Below are 26,576 nucleotides of genomic sequence, written 5' to 3'. Positions count from 1 at the left end.
TCAGCCGCGCTTGGCCCGGTAAATCCGGAATCCGTTGCCCTCGGCCTTGATCGCACACACGCCCAGATGCTCTTCGATCAGTGGCTGATACTTCAGGAAACTGTTCGCCACCAAGCGCAGTTCGCCACCGTTTTTCAGATGTTTGACCGCTTTTCGCAGCAAGTTCTCGGTGGCGAAATAATCGGTGTGCACGCCGACATGGAACGGCGGGTTGCTCAGAATCGCGCTCAAACCCATTGGTGCCGCATCGATTCCGTCACCGGTCAGCACCTCGCCTTCCAGGCCGTTGGCTGCCAAGGTCAGACGACTGCTGGCCGCAGCAAACGCATCGACGTCCAGCAACGTGACCTGGTTGTGCGGGTAACGACGTTTGACCGCTGCCCCCAACACGCCCGCGCCACAACCGAAGTCGAGCAGATGACCGCTCGGCAGTTTGTCCAGATGTTCCAGCAGCAGGGCACTGCCGCGATCCAGTCGGCCGTGGCTGAACACGCCGGGCAGGCTGATGACTTTCAACGGGCCTTCAGCCAGCGGCAATTCGTAAGTCTGCGCCAGGCTTTCCAGCGATTTTGCTTCTGGCGCATTGGCCACGGTCACTTGCCACAGTTGGCAATGCCGGGCGCTGTCGAGTTTGCGCGGCTTGCCGAACGGGTTGAGTTGCTTGGACGCACCTTCGATGCCGCTGCGTTTTTCCCCGACCAGAAACACCTCACGCCCCGGCAGACGTGCGGCCACAGCGTTGAGGATGTAATCGGTCAGGTCTTTGGATTTGGGCAGAAACACCACGGCGCTGTCGAATTCGCGCTCCGGGATATTCACGCCAAAGTGGCTGCGGCCTTCGAAGCGAGCGTCGAGCGCGGCTTGATCGCCGGCGTGCCAGCACCAGCCAAAGGCGTTGGGCAGACGTGCGAGCAAATCGTCGGCAGGCAATCCGGCCAGCAATAGCGAGCCCTGGAATAACTCGGCCTGACGAAGCAGTACTTCACTGCGCGGATCCATAACTGCTCCTCAAAAAAAAGTGCCGCAGTTTATCAACTGACGACCCGCAGCGCCTTAGCGCTGAAAAACGCCTGAGCGTTTTCAGTCAATTGACCCACGATGCGCTGCCGGGCCTCGCGACTGCCCCAAGCGTTGTGCGGCGTGACGATCAGACGGGGGATGTCGGCGGCCAGCAGTGGATTGCCCTGGGTGGGCGGCTCGACGCTGAGCACATCGGTAGCGGCGCCGCCGAGATGGCCATTGCGCAAGGCGTCGGCCAAGGCCTGTTCGTCGATCAGTCCGCCACGGGCGGTATTGACCACGAACGCGCCGGGCTTCATCGACGCCAGTTCGCGAGCACCGATGAACTGGCGAGTGTGTTCGTTGAGCGGGCAGTGCAGGGTCAGGGCGTCGATCTGCGGCAGCAATTGATCCAGTGGCAGACGATCCGGCCGGGCCGGGCGGCCGGGGATTTGCCCCAGCAGCACGCGCATGCCGAAGGCTTCAGCCAACCGGGCAACGGCACCGCCGAGTTCGCCATGCCCAAGCAGGCCGAGGGTTTTGCCTTCCAGTTCGACAATCGGGTAGTCCAGCAGACAGAACTGTTTTGCTTGCTGCCAGCGACCTTCGCCCACCGCTTGCTGGTAATCGGCCAAGCGCGTGGCGAGATTGAGCAGCAGCATGATCGTGTGCTGCGCCACCGATGGCGTGCCGTAACCCTGGCAGTTGCACACGGTGATGCCGTGAGCACGGGCGGCGGCCAGATCAACGTTATTGGTCCCGGTGGCGGTGATCAGGATCAGTTTCAGTTCCGGGCTGGCGGCCATCGCTGCGTCGTCGATCAGGATCTTGTTGGTTATGGCCACGGTGGCACCTTGCAGGCGTTCGGCGACGTGTTCAGGCAGGGTCTGGGTGAACAGTTGCAAGTCAGTGAAGCAGGCGCGCAAAGGGCTGAGGTCAAGATCGCCGAGATCCAGCGAAGGGTGATCGAGGAATGCGGCGCGGCGCGAGTTAGTCATCAACTGTACCTTTTGTGCGGTGAACGGAAGGCGTAATCTGCCGAGCCTATCAGATGAAACAAAACGTTACGCCTGGCCTAAAGGAGCCCCCATGTACTGGACCGAGTTCTTGACCGTTGCACTGATCCACTTGCTGGCCGTCGCCAGCCCCGGCCCGGACTTTGCCGTGGTGGTGCGCGAGAGCGTGACCCACGGTCGCCGCGCCGGCACATGGACGGCGCTGGGTGTGGGCACGGCGATTTTTCTGCACGTTGGCTATTCGTTGCTCGGCATCGGCCTGATCGTGTCGCAGTCGATCGTGTTGTTCAACGCGTTGAAATGGGCGGCGGCGGCTTATTTGCTGTACATCGGCTTCAAGGCCCTGCGCGCGCAACCGGCGAAAACCGTCAGCGATGATCTGCACAAAGAAGCCGGTGAGCGCACCGCACGCGGCGCGTTCACTTCAGGCTTTGTGACTAACGGCCTGAACCCGAAAGCCACGCTGTTTTTCCTGTCACTGTTCACTGTGGTGATCAACCCGCATACGCCGCTGTCGGTGCAGGCCGGTTACGGGGTTTACCTGGCCGTCGCGACCGCCACCTGGTTCTGCCTTGTCGCGATGCTGTTCAGCCAACAGCGCGTGCGCGCCGGTTTCGCCCGCATGGGCCACTGGTTCGACCGCACCATGGGCGCGGTGCTGATCGCTATCGGCGTGAAGCTGGCGTTCACCGAGATGCACTAGGCGATGGATAACCGGCAAATGCTGGCGCAAAGCTAGCATTTGTACGGCTGTGCAAATCATTCCTTTGGCTGATTTGGCTGGCGTATAAGGGTTTTAGAGTACAAATCTCTACGCCAACACCGTGCAGTCAGAAAAGGGATTCTTATGTTGCAGACTCGCGTCATTCCCCCGGCCGATGGGGCCTACCAGTATCCATTGCTGATCAAGCGGCTGCTGATGTCCGGCGCCCGTTACGAGAAAACCCGCGAGATCGTCTACCGAGACCAGTTGCGCTACAGCTATCCGACCCTGATCGAGCGTGTGGCGCGGCTGGCCAATGTGCTGACGGCGGCGGGCGTCAAGGCCGGTGACACCGTGGCGGTGATGGACTGGGACAGCCATCGTTATCTGGAATGCATGTTTGCCGTGCCGATGATCGGCGCGGTGATCCACACGATCAACGTGCGTCTGTCGCCTGAACAGATCCTCTACACCATGAACCACGCCGAGGACCGCTTTGTGCTGGTCAACAGCGAGTTTGCAGGTCTCTATCAGGCCATCGCGCCGCAACTGACCACCGTCGAGAAAACCCTGCTGCTCACCGACCTGCCGGAAAAAACCGCCGAGTTGCCGAATCTGGTTGGCGAGTACGAACAACTGCTGGCCGCCGCGAGCCCGCAGTACGACTTCCAGGATTTCGACGAAAATTCGGTTGCCACCACGTTCTACACGACCGGCACCACCGGCAACCCGAAAGGCGTGTATTTCACCCATCGGCAACTGGTGCTGCACACCATGGGCGTGTCGACGATCATGGGCTGCATCGACAGCGTGCGCCTGCTCGGCACCAGCGACGTGTACATGCCGATCACCCCGATGTTCCACGTACACGCCTGGGGCCTGCCGTATGTGGCGACCATGCTCGGGCTCAAACAGGTTTACCCGGGGCGTTACGATCCGGAGTTTCTGGTGGAGTTGTGGCGCAAGGAGAAGGTCACGTTCTCCCACTGCGTGCCGACGATCCTGCAAATGTTGCTCAATGCCAAGGGCGCGCAAGGCACCGATTTCGGTGGCTGGAAAATCGTCATTGGCGGCAGCGCACTCAATCGCACCTTGTATGAAAACGCCAAGGAGCGCGGCATTCAGCTCACGGCGGCGTACGGCATGTCGGAAACCGGGCCGCTGGTTTCCTGCGCACATCTCAATGATGAGCTGATGGCCGGCACCGAGGATGAGCGCACCACGTATCGGATCAAGGCCGGTGTACCGGGGCCGTTGGTGGAAGCCGCGATCATCGACGCCGAGGGCAATTTCCTCCCGGCCGACGGTGAGACTCAAGGCGAACTGGTATTGCGCGCGCCATGGCTGACCGAAGGCTATTTCAACGAGCCGCAGAAGGGCGCTGAGCTCTGGGCCGGCGGCTGGCTGCACACCGGTGACGTGGCGACGCTCGACAGCATGGGCGTGATCGACATCCGTGACCGCATCAAGGACGTGATCAAGACCGGTGGCGAATGGATTTCCTCGCTGGACCTCGAAGACCTGATCAGCCGCCATGTCGCGGTACGCGAAGTAGCAGTGGTGGGCATCGCTGATCCGCAGTGGGGGGAGCGTCCGTTTGCCCTGCTGGTGATCCGTGAAGGGCACGAGATCGGGGCGCGTGAGCTCAAGGAACACCTCAAGCCGTTTGTGGAATTGGGGCACCTGAGCAAGTGGGCGATTCCGAGCCAGATTGCCCTTGTTACCGAAATTCCCAAGACCAGCGTTGGCAAGCTCGACAAGAAGCGCATCCGCCTCGACATCACCCAATGGCAGGCCAACAACAGTACCTTCCTTTCGACACTTTGAGTGTCCGCCGGCGCGCCGAAAACGACGCGCCAGGCCCCCCAAGCAAGCGCTTGGCTTGTGAAATCGAAAAAATCAGCCATCCTTGCCGTGCCGACATGTGTCGGACTGGCAAAAGGACTGTTCCAGAGTGGCCGGCAGCTGCAAATCACACTTTAGAGGGATCAAGCTCTACAACCTGCTGGCTATAGTCCACTCAAGGATTTTTAAGAACGGGGCACACGCACAAAACGGGGCGATGCATCTTTGGAGTGATTTCGGTCAGCCTTTGGCAGCCGGTCCTTCAGGCGTTTTTAAAAGTACTCACTGCCATAACAATAATGCACATGGAGTAGCGTCGATGACCTCAGTAAACCAGTTCTGGCGCCGGGCGAAACTGCCTCTGGCGGTCAGTCTTGCCTCTTCGCTCGCCGGGCCCGCATTCGGCGTCAGTTTCAACGTCGGTGAAATCGAAGGCCAGTTCGATTCGTCCCTGTCGATCGGTGCCAGTTGGTCTACTCAGCAGCCGAACAAGAACCTCATCGGCGTCAACAACGGCGGTCACGGCCTGTCCCAGACATCTGACGACGGTCACGCCAACTTCAAGAGCGGTGAGACGTTCTCGAAGATCTTCAAGGGTATCCATGACCTCGAACTGAAATACGGCGACACCGGTGTGTTCGTTCGTGGCAAATACTGGTACGACTTCGAACTCAAGGATGAAAGCCGCCAGTTCAAGGACATCAGCGACAACAACCGCAAGGAGGGCGCCAAATCCTCGGGCGGGCAGATTCTCGATGCCTTCGTCTACCACAACTACTCCATCGCCGATGAGCCAGGCTCCGTGCGTCTGGGCAAGCAGGTCGTAAGCTGGGGTGAAAGTACCTTCATCGGCGGCGGTATCAACTCGATCAACCCGATCGACGTGTCTGCATTCCGTCGTCCGGGCGCCGAGATCAAGGAAGGCCTGATCCCGGTCAACATGTTCTACGTGTCCCAGAGCCTGACCGAAAACCTGTCGGCCGAAGCCTTCTATCAGTTGGAATGGGACCAGACCGTCGTCGACAACTGCGGCACCTTCTTCGCTCAGCCGGACATCATTGCCGACGGTTGCACCGACAACCTGCGGGTTTTGAACAAGCGCTCGCAGATTCCGGGCATTGCCTTGGGGCCTTTGGCGGCCAACGGGGTCAATGTCAACGAAGAGGGGGTTCTGGTGCGCCGTGGCGCCGACCGCGATGCCCGTGACAGCGGTCAGTGGGGCGCGTCGTTCCGCTACATGTACGAGCCGCTGGACACCGAATTCGGTGCCTATTTCATGAACTACCACAGCCGTGCACCGATCTTCAGCGCCACGGGCGCGCCACAATCGGTCTATAACGGCGTGGCGGCACTACCCGCGGCATTTCGTGCACTGGGGCCGCTGTTGGTCGCGGGTAACTCGAAGTACTTTGTCGAATACCCTGAAGACATCCGTCTCTACGGCTTGAGTTTCTCCACCACCCTGCCTACCGGTACGGCGTGGAGCGGTGAAATCAGCTACCGGCCGAACGCACCGGTACAACTGAACTCCACCGATATCCTGTTCGCCGGTGTCCGTCCGCTGGGCGGCCCGTACAGCAATGCGTCGCTGCTAAACGGTGTACCGGGCCAGGATCTGCATGGTTACGAGCGCAAGGAAATCACCCAACTGCAAACCACGTTCACGCACTTCTTCGATCAGGTGATGGGCGCCAGCCGTTTGACCCTGGTGGGTGAGGTGGGCATGACTTACGTGGGCGGTCTGGAAAGCAAGTCCGACAAGCGTTATGGCCGTGACCCGGTCTACGGCCCGGGCGAACTGCCAGCCACCGGTGGCGTCGACACCTGCGCCAACATTCTCAACAACGGCACCATCAACGGTGCGGGGCCAGGTTCGCCGCAGAACAACCGCAGCCGTAATTGCACCAACGAAGGTTTCACCACTGCCGCGTCCTGGGGCTACCGCGGTCGCGCCATCTGGGAATACAACGATGTATTCGCTGGCGTGAACCTCAAGCCGAACGTGGCTTGGTCTCATGACGTCAGCGGCTACTCGCCAGGCCCTGGCGGTAACTTCGAGGAAGGTCGCAAAGCCGTCAGCCTGGGCGTCGATGCCGAGTACCAGAACACCTACACCGCGAGCCTGGCGTACACCAACTTCTTCGACGGCAAGTACACCACGGTGGATGACCGCGATTTCGTAGCGCTCAGCTTCGGCGTGAACTTCTAAGCACTGCATTTCAGGACGAACGAATTTATGAAAATAACAAAGAGTCTGTTCCATGCCAGCGTTCTGGGCCTGTCGCTGCTGGCGACCGGTGTCATGGCCGCGGTGCCTGCTGCCGAAGCCGACAAACTGGGCAAGAGTCTGACCCCGATGGGCGCCGAAATGGCCGGTAATGCCGACGGTTCGATTCCTGCCTGGAAACCGATGCCCAAGAATGCGGGCACCGTCGACAGCAAGGGGTTCCTGTCTGACCCGTATGCAAGTGAGAAACCGCTGTTCACCATCACTGCGCAGAACGTGGATCAATACAAGGACAAGCTCGCCCCGGGCCAGTACGCGATGTTCAAGCGCTACCCGGATAGCTTCAAGATGCCGGTTTACCCGTCCCATCGCGGTGCTACCGTGCCGGATGACGTGTTTGCCGCGATCAAGAAAAACGCCACCAATACCAATCTGGTGTCCGGCGGCAACGGGCTGGAGAACTTCGAAACGGCCGTACCGTTCCCGATCCCGAAAAGCGGCGTGGAAGTCATCTGGAACCACATCACCCGCTATCGCGGCGGCAGCGTGACCCGTCTGGTGACCCAGGCGACGCCACAGCCGAACGGCTCGTTCAGCCTGGTGTACTTCCAGGACCAGTTCGTGTTTCGGGACAAGATGAAGGATTACGATCCGAAGAACCCTGGCAACATCCTCTTCTACTTCAAGCAGAAAGTGACCGCGCCGGCGCGTCTGGCCGGTGGTGTGCTGCTGGTGCACGAAACCCTCGACCAAGTGAAAGAGCCACGTTCGGCGTGGGTCTACAACGCCGGTCAGCGTCGTGTGCGTCGCGCGCCACAGGTGTCCTATGACGGTCCGGGTACTGCGGCGGATGGTCTGCGTACCTCCGACAACCTCGATATGTACAACGGTGCGCCGGATCGCTACGACTGGAAACTCGAAGGCAAGAAAGAGATGTACATCGCCTCCGACAGCTACAAGCTCGACGATCCGAAACTGAAATACACCGACATCATCAAGGCTGGCCACATCAACCAGGATCTGGCGCGTTACGAGTTGCGTCGCGTCTGGCACGTAGTGGCGACCCTCAAGGAAGGTCAGCGCCACATCTACGCCAAGCGTGACTTCTACATCGATGAAGACACCTGGCAAGCAGCCGTCATCGACCACTACGACGGTCGTGGACAACTGTGGCGCGTAGCCGAGGCGCATGCCGAGAACTACTACGACAAGCAAGTGCCGTGGTACGCGCTGGAAACGCTCTACGACCTGCAATCCGGCCGCTATCTGGCGCTGGGCATGAAGAACGAAGAGAAGCAGGCCTATGACTTCGGCTTCACCGCCACCACCAGCGACTTCACCCCTGCCGCTTTGCGCCAGGAGGGTGTTCGCTAAACCGTTGTAAAGCGAGGCCGCATCCTCGTGAAAACGCCCCGACCGGTTCGGGGCGTTTTTTTGTCTGTAGCTTTTTTGTAGCCATTTGTAGCAGCAACCTTCATAACCGGTTCGTTTAAGGCTAGTCTGCGGACATCTGCAACGCCGCCAACTGCAATTCGAACAAGAGCCGGCCATGACTGATCTGTCCCCACTTCCGGGTCCCGCAAGCGTTGCTGTCGCGGCACTGGCCGGGCGTTTTTTTCGCCCGCCGTTGCCTGATGGCTATGTGTTGCGACCACGCCTTTGCGAGCGCCTGCAAGCGGGGCTCGGTGGACGGCTGTTGCTGGTCAGCGCTCCCGCCGGGTTCGGCAAAAGCTCGTTGGCGGTGGAGTTCTGCCAGAGCCTGCCTGCGCACTGGCAAAGCCTGTGGCTGGGTTTGAGCCCTCGCGACAGTGACCCTGGGCGGTTTCTCGAGCGCCTGCTCGAAGGCTTGCAGGATTATTTTCCGCAATTGGGCAGTCGCGCACTCGGCCTGCTGAAAATGCGTCAACGCCATCAGCCCTTCGCCTTCGAAGAGTGGCTCGACGGTCTGCTCGATGAGCTGGCATTGCACCTCGATCCGCTGAGCCCATTGCTGTTGGTGCTCGACGATTACCATCTCGCCCAAGGTCCGGTCCTGGACCGTTGCCTGCAGTTTTTCCTCAATCACTTGCCCGACGGCTTGCTGGTGATGGTCACCAGTCGGCAGCGCCCGGACTGGCATCTGGCGCGCTTGCGCCTGTCCCGGCAATTGCTTGAACTGCATGAGCAGGATCTGCGCCTGACCCACGACGAAGCCCTGACGTTACTTGATCGCCACAGCACTTCACTGCGCGGCGAAGCCTTGGAGAATCTGATCCTGCGCAGTGAAGGCTGGGTGGCGGGATTGCGTTTCTGGCTACTGGCGGTGTCCGAAGCCGGTGGCGATGCCGCTTTGCCTCAGGCACTGAACGGCGGGGAAGGGCTGATCCGCGACTATCTGCTTGAAGAAGTCATCGATTGTCTGCCCACCGAAGTGCAGGCGTTTCTCTACGACACTGCCCCGCAGGAACGCTTTTGCAGCGAACTCTGCGATGCGGTGCGTGAAGCCCATGACAGTGCCGAGATCCTGCGTTTCCTGCTGGCGCATCAGGTGTTTCTGGTACCGCTGGACGAACACGGGCACTGGTATCGCTATCATCATCTGTTTTCCGATTTGTTGCGCAGCCGGCCGATTGCCCAGGCGATGGTGCCGACCGCCACGCTGCACCTGCGTGCCTGTCGCTGGTTCAATGCCCAGGGCCTGCTCGACGAAGCGGTGGAACAGGCCTTGCGCGCCGGTCACCTCGATGTGGCGGCGAATCTGGTACAGAACCTTTCAGAAGAACAACTGCTGGCCGAGCAAAACGTCGGCATGCTGCTGCGCTGGAAAATGGACTTGCCTGATAGCCTGCTGATCAGCACGCCGCGCTTGATCGTCCTTTATAGCTGGGCGCTTGGGCTGGCCTGTCAGCTCGACGCGGCCGAAGAGTTGTCCAGCCACTTGAGTCGTTTCCTGCCGGCCCCGTCCGCCACGGCGCAAAAGTCGATGCTGGCGCAATGGCTGGCGCTGAGCGGAATCATTGCCCGTGGCCGCGGCCATCGAGAGTTAACCCTCAGGTATTGCACCGAAGCGCTGGAGAGCCTGCCGGCCAAGCGTTATGGCCAACGGCTGATGTGTTTGTCGACCTTGTCCAATCTGGCAATCGCTGACGGCGACCTGTGGCGTGCCCGTGGCCTGAACCGCGAATCCCTTGAGCTGGCGCAACGCGTCGGCAATCCCCTCTTCGAAGCCTTGGCGCATTACGACCGCGCCCGCGTGTTGCAGGCTCGCGGCGAAATCCTGCGGGCACTGGATGAAGTGCATCAGGGCCTGGAACGCCTGCGCGGCCTGTCACCGCAACGCTTGTACGCGGTGCGCGCACGGCTGACGCTGTACGAAGGTTTTCTGCTGGCGATGCGCTTGCAGCCACAGGCCGCGCGCGCGCGGTTACTGGCTGGTATTGGCGAGGCGCGCGCCTGTCGTGATATCAGCGTGTTGATCGGTCACTGCGTGATTGCACGCCTGGACGGCGCGAGCGGCGAATTCGCCAAAGCCTTCGCCGAACTCGCCGAAGCCGAACGCCTGATGCACATCTGGGACGTACCGCCCATCTACTATCTGGCGATGATCACGCTGGTCAAATGTGAACTCTGGCTGGCGCAGGGTCGTACTGATCTGGCTGAAGCCTGGCTGGCGCGACTGGGCCAGACGTACACGGGCGAACGCGCCGCGGCTCCGCCGGAATTTCATCCACAGTTGCCGTTGCATGTTGAGTTGCAACAGGCGCTGCTCGATGTGATTCAAGGCCAGCCGATGCTCGCCGAAGGGCGGCTGAATGTGTTGCATGAGAATGGCCAGCAAACCGGTCGTCAGTTGCTCAGTGTGATGGCGTTGACCCAAAAGGTTGCGTTGCTGCTGGCGGGTGGGCGAGAGCCGGAAGCGCGCAAGGCATTGAATCAGGCGCTGGAAGCGGCGGCGGGGGGCGTGCTGCAGCCGTTCGATAGCTTGGTGAAGGAACACGCGGACTGGCTACGAGGGCATTTGCAGGCCTCTGCGACCTTGCCTGGGCAGCAATTGCTGGAGCATTTTCCGCCTGTAGCGGCTCGTCCAGTCGCCGAGTCCGGCGTTGCGGAACAACTCAGTAGCAGGGAGCTCGCCGTTTTACGCCTGATTGCCCAAGGCTGTTCGAACCAGCAAATCAGCGAGCAATTGTTCATCTCGCTACATACAGTGAAAACCCACGCCAGCCATATCAACAGCAAGTTGGGTGTGGAGCGGCGTACGCAGGCGGTGGCGCGGGCGAAGGAGTTGGGGTTAATGATTTAACGACGGTAAAATCCCGGAACAAACGGTTTCGACCGCTGATGAAAATTTTTCAGGATATCCCCCATGACGGTTTCAACCGCAGTGCTCATCCGCGAAACCTTCCCCGTCGGTCCGCTCCAGTGCAATTGCACCATCATCGGCGACCCAATCACCAAAAAAGCCATCGTTGTCGACCCCGGCGGCAACCCTGACCTGATCATGGCGCGCCTCGACGCGCTGGGCCTCAAGGTCGTCAGCATCATCCACACCCACGCCCATCTCGATCACTTCCTCGCCTCTGGCCAGATGAAGGAGAAAACCGGCGCAACCCTGCATCTGCACAAGGAAGACCAGTTCCTGTGGGACAACCTGGAGATGCAATGCCAGATGTTCGGCGTGCCTTACACCCCCGTACCCTCACCGGATCGCTGGCTGAGTGACGATGAAGAACTCGCCTGCGGCTGCGGCGTGGCGTTGCACACGCCGGGTCATACACCCGGCTCCATGAGCTTTTGGTTTTCCGAGGCTAAGCTGTTAATTGCCGGTGACACGTTGTTTCGTCGCGGCGTAGGGCGCACGGATTTGTGGGGCGGCGATCAGGCGACCATCGTGCGATCGATCAAGCAGCGGCTTTACACACTGGATGAAGACGCGACGGTCGTTACCGGGCATGGTCCGGATACGCGTCTGGGTGATGAAATGCGTGAAAATCCTTTCGTGCGGGCGTAAATAATTTGTAATGGGTGTGCGGCGGAATTTTTACGCATAGTCATGATCAAACGCCCGCAGAGGTTCATTGCCAAACGGCCGCTGCACCATAGAATGCAGAAACGTAGGAGCTCTTCATGTTCACCAAGCGTCGTTTGATTATTGTCGCCACGGCCGTGGCCTTGCTGTCCGGCTGTGCTTCGCCTAACCCCTATGACAATCAGGGCCAGGCCGACGGTGGCTCCCAAGGCATGAGCAAAACCGCCAAGTATGGTGGTCTCGGGGCACTTGCCGGTGCATTGGCCGGTGCGGCCATCGACCACAACAACCGTGGCAAGGGCGCCTTGATCGGTGCAGCGGTAGTGGGGGCTTCGGCGGCCGGTTACGGTTACTACGCTGACAAGCAGGAAGCGAAACTACGCGCCAGCATGGCCAACACTGGCGTTGAGGTGCAGCGTCAGGGCGATCAGATCAAGCTGATCATGCCGGGCAACATCACGTTCGCCACCGATTCGGCGAACATCGCGTCCAGCTTCTACCAACCGCTGAACAATCTGGCCAACTCGCTGAAAGAGTTCAACCAGAACCAGATCGAAATCGTCGGCTACACCGACAGCACCGGCAGCCGCCAGCACAACATGGACCTGTCCCAGCGTCGTGCGCAGAGCGTGGCGACCTATCTGACCTCGCAAGGTGTCAGCGGTGCCAACCTGTCGGCCCGTGGCGCCGGTCCGGATAACCCGATTGCCAGCAACGGTGACGTCAATGGCCGGGCGCAGAACCGTCGGGTTGAAGTCAACCTGAAAGCGATTCCGGGGCAGCAGTATGGTGGTCAGCAGCAGGGCACGGTTCAGCAATATCCGTAACTGATCGCTTGAGTGAAAAAATGCCCGGTCCTGGTGATCGGGCATTTTTTGTGTGGTCTGTGCCGGCCTCTTCGCGGGCAAGCCCGCGAAGAGGCCGGTGTTGTCACCGCAAAATCAGCAGATACAAAAAAGCCCTCGGACAACAGCATTGTCCGGGGGCTTTTTGTTGGGCGCGAAACCCAATTACTTCTTCAGGCCATATTGCTCATCGAGCATGCCCGGCGAGTTTGGGGTCTTCGGTGCGTAGTCGCGTGGAGGCTCCTGATCGCGCGGTGGCGTCAGGCGTTCGCGCGGTGCCTGCGTCGCATCGGCGTGCAGGGCGGCGATCAGGCGTTGGCGGGTCTGCTCGTCCAGGGCCAGACGGTTGGCACCCTCGGCGAGATGATCCTGCACTTCCTGATAGCTCTGGGTCAGCTTCTTGACCAGCATCGCAGTGCTGTTGAAGTGGGTGACCACTTCGTTTTGATAACTGTCGAAACGCTCCTGGATATCATCCAGTTGACGCTGCGTACGGCTCGGCGCGGCGTTCGGCGCAACGCGCGCGATCAGGAATCCAATGGCGACACCCACAACCAGGGCAAGAGTCGGTAACAACCAAACTAAGAGCGAGTGTTCCACGAGTCCTTCCTCTATAAACGGCTTTGCTTTACGTTAACGGCTCGAACCTGCGCTGTATACCGCGATTCACTCGCAATAGATTGGCACAGACAATTTGCTAGACGAGTCGACCCGACTCGAGGTCACGGAGTTCCTTCCTTGCTGATGCGTGAAACCCCCGTAGTGATTGATGGCCCAATCGGCCAACTTGAGTCTCTGTATCTGGATAACGAGCAGCCGCGCGGTATCGCGCTGATCTGCCATCCTAACCCGGTGCAGGGCGGCACCATGCTCAACAAGGTCGTCTCGACCCTGCAGCGCACCGCGCGCGATGCGGGCCTGATCACCTTGCGTTTCAACTATCGCGGCGTCGGCGCCAGCGAAGGTTCCCACGACATGGGCACTGGCGAAGTCGATGATGCCCAGGCTGCGGCGGCATGGCTGAGGGAAAAACACCCGGATCTGCCGTTGACCCTGTTCGGTTTCTCCTTTGGTGGATTTGTTGCAGCAAGTCTCGGCGGGCGTCTTGAAGCGCAGGGCGTGCCGCTCAAGCACCTGTTCATGGTCGCGCCGGCGGTGATGCGTCTGGGTGATCAGGATCAACTGCCACAGCACGGCGAGCTGACGGTGATCCAGCCGGAAACCGACGAAGTGATCGATCCGCAACTGGTCTACGACTGGTCCGACAAACTCCAGCGCCCCCATGAGCTGCTGAAAGTGGCAGAATGCGGACACTTTTTTCATGGCAAGTTGACCGATCTCAAGGATCTGATCCTGCCGCGTCTCTCGAATTGATTGCAGTCTGACAAGCGATTACCCATGACGAACCGTACCCGTACCCGTATCCTCACCGGCATCACCACCACCGGCACGCCGCACCTGGGCAACTACGCCGGCGCCATCCGCCCGGCGATCCTTGCCAGTCGCGACAGCAATGCCGATTCGTTCTACTTTCTGGCCGACTACCACGCCCTGATCAAATGCGATGACCCGCTGCGCATCCAGCGCTCGCGTCTGGAAATCGCCGCGACCTGGCTGGCCGGTGGCCTCGATGTCGACCGCGTGACCTTCTACCGCCAGTCCGACATCCCGGAAATCCCCGAGCTGACCTGGCTGCTGACCTGCGTTGCCGCCAAGGGCCTGCTTAACCGCGCCCATGCCTACAAGGCTTCGGTGGACAAGAACGTTGAAACCGGTGAAGACCCGGATGCCGGTATCACCATGGGCCTCTACAGCTATCCGGTGCTGATGGCGGCGGACATCCTGATGTTCAACGCGCACAAGGTGCCGGTCGGTCGCGACCAGATCCAGCATGTGGAAATGGCGCGCGACATCGGCCAGCGCTTCAACCATTTGTTTGGTCAGGGCAAAGAGTTTTTCACCATGCCCGAAGCGCTGATTGAGGAAAGCGTGGCGACGTTGCCGGGCCTCGACGGGCGCAAGATGTCGAAGAGCTACGACAACACCATCCCGTTGTTCTCCAGCGCCAAAGAGATGAAGGACGCGATCTCGCGGATCGTCACCGACTCCCGCGCGCCGGGCGAAGCCAAAGATCCGGACAACTCGCACCTGTTCACCCTGTTCCAGGCCTTCGCCACGCCGGCGCAATCCGACGAATTCCGCAGCGAACTGTTGGGCGGCCTGGGTTGGGGCGAGGCGAAGAACCGTCTGTTCCAGTTGCTCGACAACGAACTGGGCGAGGCTCGCGACAAGTATCACCAGTTGATCGAGCGTCCAGCAGATCTGGAAGACATCCTGCAGATCGGCGCGAAAAAGGCCCGTGCCGTGGCCACGCCGTTCCTCAACGAACTGCGTGAGGCCGTCGGCCTGCGTTCTTTCGTCAATCAGGTTCAAGTCGCAGCGACCACCAAGAAGAAAGTGGCGAAAGCCGCACGATTCGTCAGCTTCCGTGAAGACGACGGCAGCTTCCGTTTCCGTCTGCTGGCCGCCGATGGTGAGCAACTGCTGCTGTCGCGCAACTTCGCCGACGGCAAAACCGCAGGCCAGGTGACCAAGCAACTGCAATCCGGCCAGCCTTTGGACGTGCGCAGCGAAGACCAGAGCTTCAGCGTGTGGCTGGAAGGCGAGTGCGTTGGCGACAGTCCGGCATTCGCTGACAGTGCAGCGCTGGATGCGGCCATCGAGGCCCTGCGCATCGCTCTGACACCGGTTCAGGAATAATCAGCGGCGCGGCCCGACCAAGGGCTGATTGCCATTCTCAAGGGCCGTCGCTACAGTGACGGCCCGTTTTTGTTGCCTTGCTAACGAATTATGACGCCCCTAGAACGATACCAAGCTGATCTGAAACGCCCGGACTTCTTCCATGACGCCGCGCAGGAAACTGCTGTGCGTCATTTGCAACGCCTGTACGAGGACCTGATCGCCGCCGATCAGAACAAACCGGGGCTGCTGAGCAAACTGTTTGGCAAAAAGGATCAGGCGCCGGTCAAGGGTCTCTACTTCTGGGGCGGCGTGGGCCGCGGCAAGACTTACCTGGTCGACACCTTCTTCGAAGCGCTGCCGTTCAAGGAAAAGACCCGCACTCACTTCCACCGTTTCATGAAGCGTGTGCATGAAGAGATGAAGACCCTCGGCGGTGAGAAAAACCCGCTGACCCTCATCGCCAAGCGTTTTTCGACTGAATCGCGGGTCATCTGCTTCGATGAGTTCTTTGTCTCCGATATCACTGACGCCATGATCCTCGGCACGCTGATGGAAGAGCTGTTCAAGAATGGTGTGACCCTGGTCGCGACTTCAAACATCGTCCCGGACGGTCTGTATAAAGACGGTCTGCAACGTGCGCGCTTCTTGCCAGCCATCGCGCTGATCAAGCAGAACACCGAGATCGTCAACGTCGACAGCGGCGTCGACTACCGTCTGCGTCACCTCGAACAAGCGGAGCTGTTCCACTATCCGCTCGACGAAGCCGCTCACGAAAGCCTGCGCAAAAGCTTCAAGGCACTGACGCCGGAATGCACCGCTGCGGTCGAGAACGATGTGTTGATCATCGAAAATCGTGAAATTCGCGCGTTGCGTACCTGTGACGACGTGGCCTGGTTCGACTTCCGTGAACTGTGCGACGGCCCGCGCAGCCAGAACGATTACATCGAACTGGGCAAGATCTTCCATGCCGTGCTGCTCAGCGGTGTCGAGCAGATGAGCGTCACCACCGATGACATCGCTCGACGTTTCATCAACATGGTCGACGAGTTCTACGACCGCAACGTGAAGCTGATCATTTCTGCCGAAGTCGAGTTGAAAGATCTGTACACCGGCGGACGTCTGAACTTCGAGTTCCAGCGCACGCTGAGCCGTTTGCTGGAGATGCAATCCCACGAATTCCTGGCTCGGGCGCACAAGCCTTGAACCGATTCGGCAAATAAAAAAGGGCCTGCGAATGCAGGCCCTTTTTTATGTCTTGAAGATTCCTCGGATTCACCGCAATCCCCCTGTGGGAGCTGGCTTGCTCGCGAAAGCGGTATGTCATTCAACATCGATGTCGGCAGATGCGCCGCCTTCGCGAACAAGCCCGCTACCACAGGGGATCTCTGTATGCTTCGGGGGTTAGGCAGCCTGCTGAAATTGCTGCCGATACTGGTTTGGCGACAGTTCGGTGTGCTGGCGGAACAGTCGCGCAAAGAAGCTCGCATCGTCATAGCCGACTTCATAACTGATGGTCTTGATGCTCTTGCGGCTGCCCGACAGCAACCCCTTGGCCGTTTCGATGCGCAGCCGTTGCAGGTAATGCAGCGGTTTGTCACCGGTGGCGGTCTGGAAGCGGCGCATGAAGTTGCGGATGCTCATGCCGTGTTCGCGGGCCACGTCTTCGAAGCGGAATTTGTCGGCGAAGTGTTCTTCGAGCCAGTGCTGAATCTGCAGAATGATCACGTCCTGATGCAGCTTCTGCCCGCCGAAACCGATGCGCCCTGGCGAATAGTTACGCTGCACCTCGTAAAGAATGTCGCGGGCCACAGCCTGCGCCACGTTGGCGCCGCAGAAGCGCTCGATCAGATAGATGTAGAGATCGCAGGCCGACGTGGTGCCGCCGGCGCAATAGAGATTGTCGGCATCAGTCAGGTGCTTGTCCTGATTGAGGTGAACCTGCGGGAAGCGCTCGGCGAAGGCGTTGAAGAAGCGCCAGTAAGTGGTTGCTTCCTTGCCATTGAGCAGCCCCGCCTCGGCCAGCCAGAACACGCCTGTGGCCTCGGCGCATAGCACGGCGCCGCGAGCGTGTTGTTCGCGCAACCAAGGCAGGATTTGCGGGTAACGGCTGCACAGCGTATCGAAATCGTCCCAGAACGCCGGGAGGATGATGATATCGGTGTTTTCGAGACCGCCATCCACCGGCATGACTACATTGCTAAAGCTTTTCACCGGTTGGCCATCAGGGCTGACCAGGCGTGTTTCAAACGCCGGTGTCAGGCCGTGGCCCAATTGTTTGCCGTAGCGCAGGCTGGCCACATGGAAAAAATCCTTGGCTTGCATGAGGGTGAAGGCGAAAACCTGGTCGATCGCCAGGATGCTGACGCGCCGTAAGGGCGTGGAGACTTGCTTAGACATAATTCAACTTTTGTTTTGTTTTTATAAGGGAAAGTGGTCACCAGACGGCTGGATCGTCTTATTTTTTGTCGGATGTGTCCAGTGTCCTGTGTCGGAGGGGAGGCTTAGTCTCTGAAGGGTGTATCCCTCCAATAACAAAGAAAGGTGCCGCATGATTCCCAGAACCTTGTTCAGTTCCGAGCACGAATTGTTCCGCGACAGCGTACGAACATTCCTCGAAAAAGAGGCGGTGCCGTTTCATGCGCAGTGGGAGAAACAGGGCTATATCGACCGCAAACTATGGAACAAGGCAGGGGAGGCGGGGATGCTCTGCTCGCACCTGCCGGAAGAATACGGCGGCCTGGGAGCGGACTTTCTTTACAGCACCGTGGTGATCGAAGAGGTCGGTAGGCTGGGCCTGACCGGGATCGGTTTCTCGCTGCATTCGGACATCGTCGCGCCGTACATCCTGCATTACGGCAGCGAAGCGCTGAAGCACAAGTACCTGCCGAAACTGGTGTCGGGTGAGATGGTTACGGCTATCGCCATGACCGAGCCTGGCGCCGGTTCCGACCTGCAAGGGGTCAAGACTACGGCCGTGCTCGACGGTGACGAGTATGTGATCAACGGCTCCAAGACCTTCATCACCAATGGTTTTCTCGCCGATCTGGTCATCGTCGTCGCCAAGACCGATCCGAAAGCCGGCGCCAAAGGCACCAGCCTGTTTCTGGTCGAGGCGAACACGCCAGGTTTCGATAAAGGCAAGCGCCTGGAGAAAGTCGGGATGAAGGCGCAGGACACGTCGGAATTGTTCTTCCAGGACGTACGCGTGCCCAGGGAAAACCTGCTGGGTCAGGCCGGGGCGGGATTTGCCTATCTGATGCAGGAGTTGCCTCAGGAACGTCTGACGGTAGCCATCGGTGGCTTGGCCTCGGCCGAAGCAGCGCTGCAATGGACGCTCGATTACACCCGTGATCGCAAGGCGTTCGGCAAGGCGATTGCCGACTTCCAGAACACTCGATTCAAACTGGCGGAAATGGCCACGCAGATTCAGATCGGACGGGTGTTCGTCGATAAGTGTCTGGAGCTGCATCTGCAAGGCAAACTCGACGTGCCGACGGCAGCGATGGCGAAATACTGGGGCACCGACCTTCAATGCAAGGTGCTCGACGAGTGCGTGCAACTGCATGGCGGCTACGGCTTCATGTGGGAATACCCGGTGGCCCGGGCCTGGGCGGATGCGCGGGTGCAGCGGATTTATGCCGGCACCAACGAAATCATGAAAGAGATCATTGCGCGGTCGCTTTGAGTCTTGCGTTGACTTGACTGGCGTCTTCGCGGGCAAGCCCGCTCCCACAGGTTCGGTGATCGTGGGGGCGGGGTTGCTCGCTAAGACGGTTTATCTCGCGATCACGGCGCAGGGTTGGGGTGATCCTTATGAATCGCCTCAATCCCCTCCAGCACTTCATCTGAAAGCTTCAGATCAAAACTGGCGATGTTGCTGTCCAGTTGCTCAAGCGTCGTCGCACCAATGATGTTGCTGGTGACGAACGGCTGCTGGGTCACGAACGCCAAAGCCATTTGCGCCGGGTCCAGGCCGTGTTCGCGGGCCAGCGCCACGTAACGGGTGCACGCGGCCTCCGATTGCGCGTTGAAATAGCGGCTGAAGCGGCTGTAAAGGCTCAGACGGCCTTTTGGCGGACGTGCACCACCTTCGTACTTGCCCGACAAAAAGCCGAACGCCAGCGGCGAATAGGCGAGCAAGCCGCACTGTTCGCGGATGGCGATTTCCGCCAGGCCAACTTCAAAGCTGCGGTTGAGCAGGTTGTACGGATTCTGGATCGACACCGCGCGCGGCCAGCCACGGGCTTGGGCCAGCGCCAGAAAACGCATCGTGCCCCAAGGGGTTTCGTTGGACAGGCCGATGTGGCGGATTTTGCCAGCCTTTACCTGTTCGTCGAGTGCTTCGAGGGTGTCCTCCAGAGGTGTCAGGTTGGCTTCGATCTTGTGTTTGTAGCCCAGTTGTCCGAAAAAGTTGGTGCTGCGCTCTGGCCAGTGCAGTTGATACAAATCGATGTAATCGGTCTGCAGGCGCTTGAGGCTGGCGTCGACCGCTGCGGTGATGTGCTGACGGTTGTGGCGCAGGTTTTTGTCGCGGATGTAGTCGATGGTGTTGCCTGGGCCGGCGATTTTGCTGGCGAGGATCCAGTCGGCACGATCGCCGCGACTTTTGAAGTAATTGCCGATGTAACGCTCGGTGGTGGCGTAGGTGTCGGCTTTCGGCGGCACCGGATACATCTCGGCGGTGTCGATGAAGTTGATCCCGGCTTCCTTGGCCCGTTCGATCTGGGCGAAGGCTTCAGCTTCGGTGTTTTGCTCGCCCCAGGTCATGGTGCCGAGGCAGATTGCACTCACGTTCAGGTCGGTACGGCCTAGCTGGCGATAGTCCATCGGGTGCTCCTTGGGCAAAACAATCATAAAAGCAGGTTGAAATATTTTTCGCAATCTGCATAATTGCCGACCTCTTTCTGCAGTGGAAGTGATGCGCCGCCGCCGAAGAATCTTGCCGTTGAACGGACGCGCCGACCCGAGCCCCCGAAAGCGTCTGTATCCGGCTGCCTTTGACTTGTCAAAGTACGCACTATTCAGTAAGATCCGCCGTCTAATTTACAGGGCGGCCCCTGAGGCTATAAAGAATGAAAACTTTTACTGCTAAACCGGAAACAGTAAAGCGCGACTGGTTTGTCGTCGACGCTGCTGGTCAGACCCTGGGTCGTCTGGCCACCGAAATCGCGAGCCGTCTGCGTGGCAAGCACAAGCCTGAGTACACTCCTCACGTTGACACCGGCGACTACATCGTCGTAATCAACGCTGAGCAGATCCGTGTTACCGGTGCTAAAACCACTGACAAAATGTACTACTCCCACTCCGGTTTCCCGGGCGGCATCAAGTCGATCAACTTTGAAAAGCTGATCGCTAAAGCCCCTGAGCGCGTGATCGAGACCGCGGTTAAAGGCATGCTGCCTAAAAACCCACTGGGTCGCGACATGTACCGTAAGCTGAAAGTCTATGCGGGCGCTGCACACCCACATACTGCTCAGCAGCCCCAAGAACTGAAGTTTTAACGGAATAGTACATTATGTCGGCGACTCAAAATTACGGCACTGGCCGTCGCAAGACCGCAACCGCACGCGTTTTCCTGCGTCCGGGTACTGGTAAAATCTCCATCAACAACCGTTCGCTGGATAACTTCTTCGGCCGCGAAACTGCCCGCATGGTAGTTCGTCAGCCGCTGGAGCTGACCGAGACTGTCGAGAAGTTCGACATCTACGTCACCGTGATCGGTGGTGGTGTAAGTGGTCAGGCTGGTGCAATCCGCCACGGTATCACTCGCGCTCTGATGGACTACGACGAAACCCTGCGTGGCGCTCTGCGCAAAGCTGGCTTCGTTACTCGCGACGCCCGTGAAGTTGAACGTAAGAAAGTTGGTCTGCGTAAAGCGCGTAAGCGTCCGCAGTACTCGAAGCGTTAATTTCGCTTCCACGTTCAAAAAGAACGCCCGATTCCTCACGGAACCGGGCGTTTTTTTATGCCTGTGATTTATCAAAGAATTGCGCTGTGACAACTTGCCACATTCGTAGACCCCCTATACTACAAGGCTTGAGGGTGAGAGCTCCGGGTAATTCCCTTGTCAGAATTGGGGCTTTTCATTACCATCTCGGCAAAATTTTTATAAGTAACATTGATTTATTTAGTAGATGCCTGATTTTACAGGCCACAAAGCTGATGGGAGAGGACTGAATGAGCAATGACGGCGTGAATGCAGGCCGGCGTCGCTTCTTGGTAGCAGCCACATCCGTGGTGGGTGCTGCAGGAGCGGTGGGGGCTGCGGTCCCGTTCGTGGGGTCATGGTTTCCCAGTGCCAAGGCGAAAGCCGCTGGTGCACCGGTGAAAGTGAATGTCAGCAAAATCGAGCCAGGACAGCAGATGATTGCTGAATGGCGCGGTCAGCCGGTGTTCATTGTCCGCCGTACCGAGGAAATCCTGGGGAATCTTAAAAAGATCGAGGGGCAGCTCTCCGATCCGACCTCCAAAAACTCCACGCAACCCACCTATGTCGACCCGGAAGTACGTTCCATCAAGCCGCAAATCCTGCTGGTGATCGGGATCTGTACGCACCTGGGTTGCTCGCCGACCTTCCGTCCCGAAGTGGCGCCCGCGGATCTGGGCAAAGATTGGGTAGGCGGTTATTTCTGCCCTTGCCATGGTTCCCGTTACGATCTGGCTGGCCGCGTCTACAAGTCGCAACCTGCGCCTTTGAATCTGCCAGTTCCCCCGCATTCCTATGAGACTGATGACCTGATTGTCATTGGCATCGATACGGAGAAAGCGTGATGAGCAAGTTCATGGATTGGGTTGATGCGCGCTTCCCCGCCACCAAGATGTGGGAAGACCATCTCAGCAAGTATTACGCGCCAAAAAACTTCAACTTCTTCTATTTTTTCGGCTCCCTGGCGCTGCTGGTTCTGGTTAACCAGATCGTCACCGGTGTCTGGCTGACGATGAGCTACACCCCGTCGGCAGAAGAAGCGTTCGCTTCCGTCGAATACATCATGCGTGACGTCGAGTACGGCTCGATCCTGCGTTTGCTGCACTCCACAGGTGCTTCGGCGTTCTTCATCGTGGTCTATCTGCACATGTTCCGAGGCTTGCTCTACGGCTCGTATCAGAAACCGCGTGAGCTGGTCTGGGTGTTCGGCATGCTGATCTACCTGGCGCTGATGGCTGAAGCCTTCATGGGGTATCTGCTGCCATGGGGCCAGATGTCCTACTGGGGTGCCCAGGTGATCATTTCGTTGTTCGGCGCGATTCCAGTCATCGGTAACGACCTGACGCAATGGATTCGTGGTGACTACCTGATCTCCGGGATCACCCTGAACCGTTTCTTTGCCTTGCACGTTGTGGCCCTGCCGATCGTGATTCTCGGTCTGGTGGTGCTGCATATTCTGGCACTGCACGAAGTTGGTTCGAACAACCCTGACGGCGTTGATATCAAGAAGCATAAAGACGAAAACGGTATCCCGCTGGACGGCATTGCGTTCCATCCGTACTACACCGTGAAAGACATTGTCGGCGTGGTCGTGTTCCTGTTCATCTTCTGCACGATCGTGTTCTTTTTCCCGGAAATGGGTGGTTATTTCCTCGAGAAGCCGAACTTTGAAGTGGCTAACGCCTTCAAGACGCCTGAACACATTGCTCCGGTCTGGTACTTCACGCCGTTCTACGCAATTTTGCGGGCGATTCCGGACAAGCTTATGGGCGTGATCGCGATGGGGGCTTCGATTGCTTTGCTGTTTGTACTGCCTTGGCTTGACCGAAGTCCGGTCAAGTCGATGCGCTATAAGGGCTGGCTGAGCAAAATCTGGCTTGTGGTTTTCTGTGTGTGTTTTGTGCTGCTTGGCTGGACTGGCGTGAAAGCCCCGACACCGACTCTGACGTTGTTGTCGCAGGTCTGCACCTTCCTGTACTTCGCCTACTTCATTCTGATGCCGTTCTACACCCGGCTCGAGAAGACCAAACCGGTTCCGGAAAGGGTGACTGGCTGATGAAAAAATTATTCGCTGCACTGATTCTTGTTGCTTTGCCTGTGTTGTCGTTCGCCGCCGAGCACGGTCCTGAGCTGGAAAGCGTCGACATCGACGTTTCCGATAAAGCAGCCCTGCAAGATGGCGCGCGTACGTTCGCCAACTATTGCATGGGTTGCCACAGTGCCAAGTTCCAGCGCTACGAGCGGGTCGCCGATGATCTCGGCATCCCGCACGATGTGATGCTGGAGAAGCTGGTCTTCACCGGTGCCAAGATTGGCGATCACATGAGCATCGGCATGCAGCCCGCTGATGCCAAGACCTGGTTCGGCGCTGCGCCACCGGATCTGACGCTGGTCGCTCGCGTTCGGGGTACTGACTGGCTCTACGGTTATCTGAAGTCGTTCTATGAAGATCCTGCGCGTCCATGGGGTGTGAACAACAAGGTCTTCCCGAACGTCGGCATGCCTAACGTGCTGGTCGGCCTGCAAGGTCGTCAGGTCGTGGGCTGCAAACAGGTGCAGATCGTCGAAGACGGCAAGAAGCAATATGATCCGTTGACCGGTACGCCTTTGACTCATGAAGCGTGCGATCAACTGACCATCGTGCCGAAGTCGGGTGCTCTGAATGAAGAGCAGTTCGATGAGAAGGTCAAGAATCTGGTAACCTTCCTGGCTTACTCGGCTAACCCGGTTAAGCTGCAACATCAGCGCATCGGTACTTACGTTTTGCTCTACCTGGCGTTCTTCTTTGTGTTCGCCTACCTGCTCAAGCGTGAATACTGGAAAGACGTGCACTGATAACGCTTCAAGCATTGCTGTTAATCGCGCGCGCCCAAGGGTGTCTCCGATAGCGCAACGTCTGGCCAGCCAGGTGTTGCGGGAGGCGCCCTCTGGGCGCGCGCGTTTTTCCGGTTCCGACAAATTCAACAAGCGAGGAGGATCGCCATGGGCGTGACCAATCGGTTGGCCTGTTACTCCGACCCCGCCGACCACTATTCCCACCGAGTGCGTATCGTACTTGCAGAGAAGGGTGTCAGCGCCGAGATCATTTATGTGGAAGCTGGTCGCCAGCCGCCTAAACTGATTGAGGTAAACCCTTACGGCAGTCTGCCGACGCTGGTCGATCGTGACCTGGCGTTGTGGGAGTCGACCGTGGTGATGGAATATCTGGATGAGCGTTACCCGCACCCGCCGTTGATGCCGGTTTATCCGGTGGCGCGTGCCAACAGCCGTCTGCTGATTCATCGTATTCAGCGTGACTGGTGTGGTCTGGTGGATCTGATCCTGGATCCGAAAGCCAAGGAAGCCGCGCGAGTTGTGGCGCGTAAGGAATTGCGCGAAAGCCTGACAGGCGTGTCGCCGCTGTTTGCCGACAAACCGTTTTTCCTCAGTGAGGAACAAAGTCTGGTGGATTGCTGCCTATTGCCAATACTCTGGCGTTTGCCGATTCTGGGTATTGAACTGCCGCGGCCAGCCAAGCCGCTGCTTGATTATATGGAGCGCCAGTTTGCGCGTGAGGCTTTCCAGGCGAGTCTGTCTGGCGTCGAACGCGATATGCGCTAAGGCTTAAGGAGCCGCTATGAACTCCAGTCGACCTTATCTGGTCCGCGCGCTCTATGAGTGGATTGTTGATAACGATTGCACCCCGCACATGCTGGTCAATTCCGAATACCCAGCGGTGCAGGTACCGCAGGGTTTTGCCAGTGACGGGCAGATTGTCCTGAACATCTCGCCGAGTGCTGTGCGTCATCTGCACATGGATAACGACGTGGTGACCTTCGAGGGGCGCTTCGGTGGTGTCCCGCACAGTCTTTACGTGCCAATCAGTGCAATCCTGGGCATCTACGCCCGGGAGAACGGGCAGGGCATGGTGTTCGACCTCGAGTCGCCGATGGATGATGAAGGCGATATCGAGCCGGATGACGACCTGCCACCTCCTGACAGCGAGCCACCGCGCCCAAGCGGCCGACCAAGTCTGAAAGTGGTGAAATAAAAAAAGGCGATCCGCAAGGATCGCCTTTTTTGTTACTGCAAGGGCGGGTGTCAGTCGATGTACTCGAACAGTTTCACGATTTTCTGCACGCCGGAGACGCCTTGCACCAGGTTGGTGGCCTGAGTGGCTTCCTGTTTGGTCAGCAGGCCCAGCAGGTAGACGATGCCGTTCTCGGTCACGACTTTGATGCGCGAGCCAGGAATGCTGGCGTCGGTGAGCATCTGGGTCTTGATCTTGGTGGTTAGCCAGGCATCGTTCTGACGGGCCAGCAGGGAGGAGGGTTGCAGCACTTGCAGTTCGTTGTGCACCTTCTTCACGCGCTGCACGTTGGCGGCGGCCTGCTCGGCCTTGGCCTTGAGGTCTTCGCGTGGTGTCTGGCCGGCCAGCAACACGACGCCGTTGAAGCTGGTGACGACGATGTGCGAATCGTTATCCAGGGCCGGGTCGGCCTTGGCGACGTTCACGCCCACTTTGGTTTCGATCAGCGAGTCGTCGATCTTGCTGCCGAAGGTGCGGGTGCCGCGGTCGTCTTCAATCGGCGCTTCACGGCTGGCATTCACCACTGAGGTGCAGCCGCTGATGCCGAGGCATAGAGTCAAGGCCAGAAGGCCAAGGCGATTAGGGGTCATTCTTCACTCCCGAACAGTTGGCTGTCGATCAGATCGCAAAGGCAATGGATCGCCAGCAAGTGGACTTCTTGAATGCGTGCAGTGACATTGGCCGGTACGCGAATCTCTACGTCCTCGGGCAACAGCAGCGACGCCATGCCGCCGCCATCGCGTCCGGTCAAAGCTACGACAATCATTTCGCGATCATGTGCGGCCTGAATCGCTTGAATAATGTTCGCCGAGTTACCGCTCGTCGAAATCGCCAGCAATACATCGCCTGGTTGACCGAGCGCACGGATCTGCTTGGAGAACACTTCGTTGTAGCTGTAGTCGTTGGCAATCGAGGTGATCGTCGAGGTGTCGGTGGTCAGGGCTATGGCTGGCAAGCTCGGGCGCTCGCGCTCGAAGCGGTTAAGCAGCTCCGAGGAAAAGTGCTGGGCGTCGCCCGCAGAGCCGCCATTGCCGCACGAAAGCATTTTGCCTTCGTTGAGCAGGGCATTGACCATGATCTGGCTGGCTTGCTCGATGTGCGGTGCAAGTACGTCCATCGCCTGTTGCTTGGTGTCGATACTGGCCTGGAAAAGCTGGCGAATTCGGGATTGCATGTCCATCTGTGTGACCTTAAGT

At 58.7% G+C, this 26,576-nt stretch carries 25 protein-coding genes; 18 read left to right on the top strand and 7 right to left on the bottom strand.

Translation table 11 applies throughout. The features are described from left to right. Both AACY50_RS14950 and AACY50_RS14945 read right to left on the bottom strand, forming a co-directional pair. Complete coding sequence (locus AACY50_RS14950) at nucleotides 1-999, bottom strand: class I SAM-dependent methyltransferase (RefSeq protein WP_339432176.1); 999 nt, start codon at nucleotides 997-999, stop codon at nucleotides 1-3. Between the two features lie 32 nt (nucleotides 1,000-1,031). Then, entirely contained in the window at nucleotides 1,032-1,997 is a 966-nt protein-coding gene (locus tag AACY50_RS14945; protein ID WP_339538786.1) for a 2-hydroxyacid dehydrogenase, read from the bottom strand. A 91-nt stretch (nucleotides 1,998-2,088) separates the two neighbouring features. Here AACY50_RS14945 and AACY50_RS14940 point away from each other — a divergent pair, with 91 nt between their 5' ends. The 7 genes from AACY50_RS14940 (at nucleotide 2,089) to AACY50_RS14910 (ending at nucleotide 12,625) form a co-directional block, all read left to right on the top strand. Beyond that, complete coding sequence (locus tag AACY50_RS14940; RefSeq protein ID WP_339432174.1) at nucleotides 2,089-2,718, top strand: LysE family translocator; 630 nt, start codon at nucleotides 2,089-2,091, stop codon at nucleotides 2,716-2,718. Between the two features lie 144 nt (nucleotides 2,719-2,862). Next, entirely contained in the window at nucleotides 2,863-4,545 is a 1,683-nt protein-coding gene (locus AACY50_RS14935; RefSeq protein WP_339465309.1) for a fatty acid--CoA ligase, read from the top strand. 337 nt (nucleotides 4,546-4,882) lie between these two features. After that, nucleotides 4,883-6,772 (top strand): DUF1302 domain-containing protein, encoded by a 1,890-nt coding sequence (locus AACY50_RS14930; protein WP_339432172.1) that lies wholly within the window; start codon nucleotides 4,883-4,885, stop codon nucleotides 6,770-6,772. A gap of 27 nt (nucleotides 6,773-6,799) precedes the next feature. Then, a complete protein-coding gene (locus tag AACY50_RS14925) occupies nucleotides 6,800-8,164 on the top strand; it encodes a DUF1329 domain-containing protein (protein ID WP_339432171.1) in 1,365 nt (454 codons plus the stop codon). A gap of 175 nt (nucleotides 8,165-8,339) precedes the next feature. Continuing rightward, nucleotides 8,340-11,072, top strand: a complete 2,733-nt coding sequence (locus AACY50_RS14920; protein WP_339538785.1) for a LuxR C-terminal-related transcriptional regulator — start codon at nucleotides 8,340-8,342, stop codon at nucleotides 11,070-11,072. 63 nt (nucleotides 11,073-11,135) lie between these two features. Continuing rightward, nucleotides 11,136-11,780, top strand: a complete 645-nt coding sequence (locus AACY50_RS14915) for an MBL fold metallo-hydrolase (protein ID WP_339538784.1) — start codon at nucleotides 11,136-11,138, stop codon at nucleotides 11,778-11,780. A gap of 116 nt (nucleotides 11,781-11,896) precedes the next feature. Beyond that, nucleotides 11,897-12,625 (top strand): OmpA family protein, encoded by a 729-nt coding sequence (locus AACY50_RS14910; protein WP_339432168.1) that lies wholly within the window; start codon nucleotides 11,897-11,899, stop codon nucleotides 12,623-12,625. Between the two features lie 183 nt (nucleotides 12,626-12,808). Here AACY50_RS14910 and AACY50_RS14905 read toward each other — a convergent pair whose 3' ends face one another. Further along, nucleotides 12,809-13,243, bottom strand: coding sequence for a YhcB family protein (locus tag AACY50_RS14905; RefSeq protein ID WP_339432167.1), 435 nt, complete (start codon nucleotides 13,241-13,243; stop codon nucleotides 12,809-12,811). A 144-nt stretch (nucleotides 13,244-13,387) separates the two neighbouring features. On the opposite strand from AACY50_RS14905, the gene AACY50_RS14900 reads away from it, so the two are divergent. From AACY50_RS14900 to zapE, 3 genes are all read left to right on the top strand, one after another. Beyond that, the gene (locus tag AACY50_RS14900; protein ID WP_339432217.1) at nucleotides 13,388-14,017 is read left to right on the top strand and encodes an alpha/beta hydrolase; all 630 of its coding nucleotides are present in this window, start codon (nucleotides 13,388-13,390) and stop codon (nucleotides 14,015-14,017) included. Between the two features lie 24 nt (nucleotides 14,018-14,041). Then, nucleotides 14,042-15,403, top strand: coding sequence for a tryptophan--tRNA ligase (locus tag AACY50_RS14895; RefSeq protein ID WP_339538783.1), 1,362 nt, complete (start codon nucleotides 14,042-14,044; stop codon nucleotides 15,401-15,403). 90 nt (nucleotides 15,404-15,493) lie between these two features. Continuing rightward, nucleotides 15,494-16,588, top strand: coding sequence for a cell division protein ZapE (zapE, locus tag AACY50_RS14890; protein ID WP_339432165.1), 1,095 nt, complete (start codon nucleotides 15,494-15,496; stop codon nucleotides 16,586-16,588). 198 nt (nucleotides 16,589-16,786) lie between these two features. On the opposite strand, the gene AACY50_RS14885 is transcribed toward zapE, so the two are convergent. Continuing rightward, complete coding sequence (locus AACY50_RS14885) at nucleotides 16,787-17,683, bottom strand: GlxA family transcriptional regulator (RefSeq protein ID WP_221731600.1); 897 nt, start codon at nucleotides 17,681-17,683, stop codon at nucleotides 16,787-16,789. A 250-nt stretch (nucleotides 17,684-17,933) separates the two neighbouring features. Here AACY50_RS14885 and AACY50_RS14880 point away from each other — a divergent pair, with 250 nt between their 5' ends. Further along, nucleotides 17,934-19,070, top strand: coding sequence for an acyl-CoA dehydrogenase family protein (locus AACY50_RS14880; protein ID WP_339432164.1), 1,137 nt, complete (start codon nucleotides 17,934-17,936; stop codon nucleotides 19,068-19,070). 101 nt (nucleotides 19,071-19,171) lie between these two features. Here the strand turns inward: AACY50_RS14880 and AACY50_RS14875 are convergent, their stop codons facing one another. Further along, nucleotides 19,172-20,212 (bottom strand): NADP(H)-dependent aldo-keto reductase, encoded by a 1,041-nt coding sequence (locus AACY50_RS14875; protein WP_339432163.1) that lies wholly within the window; start codon nucleotides 20,210-20,212, stop codon nucleotides 19,172-19,174. Between the two features lie 245 nt (nucleotides 20,213-20,457). Between AACY50_RS14875 and rplM the strand changes: the two genes are divergently transcribed. From rplM to AACY50_RS14840, 7 genes are all read left to right on the top strand, one after another. After that, nucleotides 20,458-20,886 carry a 50S ribosomal protein L13 gene (gene rplM, locus AACY50_RS14870; RefSeq protein WP_007917032.1) on the top strand — a complete coding sequence of 143 codons (429 nt, stop codon included), beginning with the start codon at nucleotides 20,458-20,460 and terminating at the stop codon, nucleotides 20,884-20,886. A gap of 14 nt (nucleotides 20,887-20,900) precedes the next feature. Continuing rightward, nucleotides 20,901-21,293, top strand: a complete 393-nt coding sequence (rpsI, locus tag AACY50_RS14865; protein ID WP_100845125.1) for a 30S ribosomal protein S9 — start codon at nucleotides 20,901-20,903, stop codon at nucleotides 21,291-21,293. Nucleotides 21,294-21,562: 269 nt separating this feature from the next. After that, nucleotides 21,563-22,156 carry a ubiquinol-cytochrome c reductase iron-sulfur subunit gene (gene petA / locus AACY50_RS14860; protein WP_221731519.1) on the top strand — a complete coding sequence of 198 codons (594 nt, stop codon included), beginning with the start codon at nucleotides 21,563-21,565 and terminating at the stop codon, nucleotides 22,154-22,156. Further along, nucleotides 22,156-23,367: a cytochrome b gene (locus tag AACY50_RS14855; protein ID WP_339432162.1), complete on the top strand. Its 1,212-nt coding sequence runs from the start codon at nucleotides 22,156-22,158 to the stop codon at nucleotides 23,365-23,367. The genes petA and AACY50_RS14855 overlap by 1 nt, the downstream gene beginning before the upstream one ends. After that, entirely contained in the window at nucleotides 23,367-24,146 is a 780-nt protein-coding gene (locus tag AACY50_RS14850) for a cytochrome c1 (protein ID WP_339432161.1), read from the top strand. Before AACY50_RS14855 ends, AACY50_RS14850 begins: the two co-directional genes overlap by 1 nt. Before the next feature lie 147 nt (nucleotides 24,147-24,293). Beyond that, nucleotides 24,294-24,911 (top strand): glutathione S-transferase N-terminal domain-containing protein, encoded by a 618-nt coding sequence (locus AACY50_RS14845; protein WP_090286143.1) that lies wholly within the window; start codon nucleotides 24,294-24,296, stop codon nucleotides 24,909-24,911. 16 nt (nucleotides 24,912-24,927) lie between these two features. Then, entirely contained in the window at nucleotides 24,928-25,341 is a 414-nt protein-coding gene (locus tag AACY50_RS14840) for a ClpXP protease specificity-enhancing factor (protein WP_108590189.1), read from the top strand. Between the two features lie 50 nt (nucleotides 25,342-25,391). Here AACY50_RS14840 and AACY50_RS14835 read toward each other — a convergent pair whose 3' ends face one another. Together AACY50_RS14835 and AACY50_RS14830 are read right to left on the bottom strand one after the other, a co-directional pair. Further along, entirely contained in the window at nucleotides 25,392-25,970 is a 579-nt protein-coding gene (locus AACY50_RS14835) for a BON domain-containing protein (protein WP_166221262.1), read from the bottom strand. Continuing rightward, nucleotides 25,967-26,560: a phosphoheptose isomerase gene (locus AACY50_RS14830; RefSeq protein WP_008082788.1), complete on the bottom strand. Its 594-nt coding sequence runs from the start codon at nucleotides 26,558-26,560 to the stop codon at nucleotides 25,967-25,969. Before AACY50_RS14830 ends, AACY50_RS14835 begins: the two co-directional genes overlap by 4 nt. Nucleotides 26,561-26,576 lie beyond the last annotated feature (16 nt).

The sequence above is a fragment of the Pseudomonas sp. RA_15y_Pfl2_54 genome, assembly GCF_963971015.1.
Classification (GTDB): domain Bacteria; phylum Pseudomonadota; class Gammaproteobacteria; order Pseudomonadales; family Pseudomonadaceae; genus Aquipseudomonas; species Aquipseudomonas baetica_A.
Note: the sequence above shows the minus strand (reverse complement) of the source record. Positions and strands in the feature narration are given on the sequence as shown.